Source organism: Psychrobacter sp. 1Y4 (assembly GCF_051847555.1).
The window spans coordinates 1-825 of the sequence record NZ_JBPYDE010000355.1 but is presented as its reverse complement, the minus strand read 5'-3'; the positions used below and the strand labels follow the sequence as shown (position 1 = coordinate 825).

At 46.8% G+C, this 825-nt stretch carries 1 protein-coding gene and 1 pseudogene; both read left to right on the top strand.

The features are described from left to right. A partial coding sequence (locus ACS8FC_RS16285; RefSeq protein WP_439297543.1) for an HlyD family secretion protein occupies positions 1-599 on the top strand: 599 nt, incomplete at its 5' end. 3 nt (positions 600-602) lie between these two features. After that, positions 603-825 (top strand): annotated as a pseudogene (locus ACS8FC_RS16280) (ABC transporter permease); the annotation flags it as partial.

The following is an 825-nucleotide window of genomic DNA, read 5'->3' as shown; positions in this document are numbered from 1 at the left end:
AAGGATTGATGGCACGGCAAAAACGCGATGAGGCTTACGCGCAATACCTAGCCACTCAAGATCAAACTGAAGCCGCACGCCTACAATACGATTTGGCATTAGAAGGCGCTCGTAGTGAAGACAAATCAGCGGCTACCGCTCAAGTCGCACAAGTCGATGCCCAGCTAGATGAAGCACTGGTAGCAAAAGAAGAGGCCAATCTAAAGAGCCCTATCGCTGGTGTTGTGGACAATGTCATCGTTAGTGCTGGAGAAGTCATCGGTCAAGGCGTTCCTTTGCTCACGTTGGTGGATACCAGTGACCAATGGGTAGTGCTCAATGTCACTGAGTCGTATTTAAACCAGTTCGCTATCGGTCAGACATTTACAGGTACTATTCCCGCATTATCATCAGCAGATAAGCCTTATAGCAAGCAGTTTACTGTTTATGCGACATCGACCTTATCTGATTTTGCCACTTGGCGACCGACCAACAATGATGATGGTTTTGATGTGCGTACCTTTGAGGTTAAAGCACGACCATCCACGCCCGATACTCGCATTCGCTCAGGAATGAGTGTGGTTGTGCATATTAACCCTATCAATCAGAACCAAGAGTAGGCCATGCACTTGACTAAGTTAAGTGAGGCTTTTTTACGTAGCGCCGCTTACGAGCGCCGTTTTTTAGCCAAAAACCATTGGGATTTAAGCATGGTGGTATGGATACCACTAGCCACAGTGCTGCTGATTTGGTGGATATTTTCACAGACCCAGATTACTGACTTACCCATTGGAGTGATCGATCAAGACAATAGTGCTGTTGCCAATACTACCGTACGTTACTTAG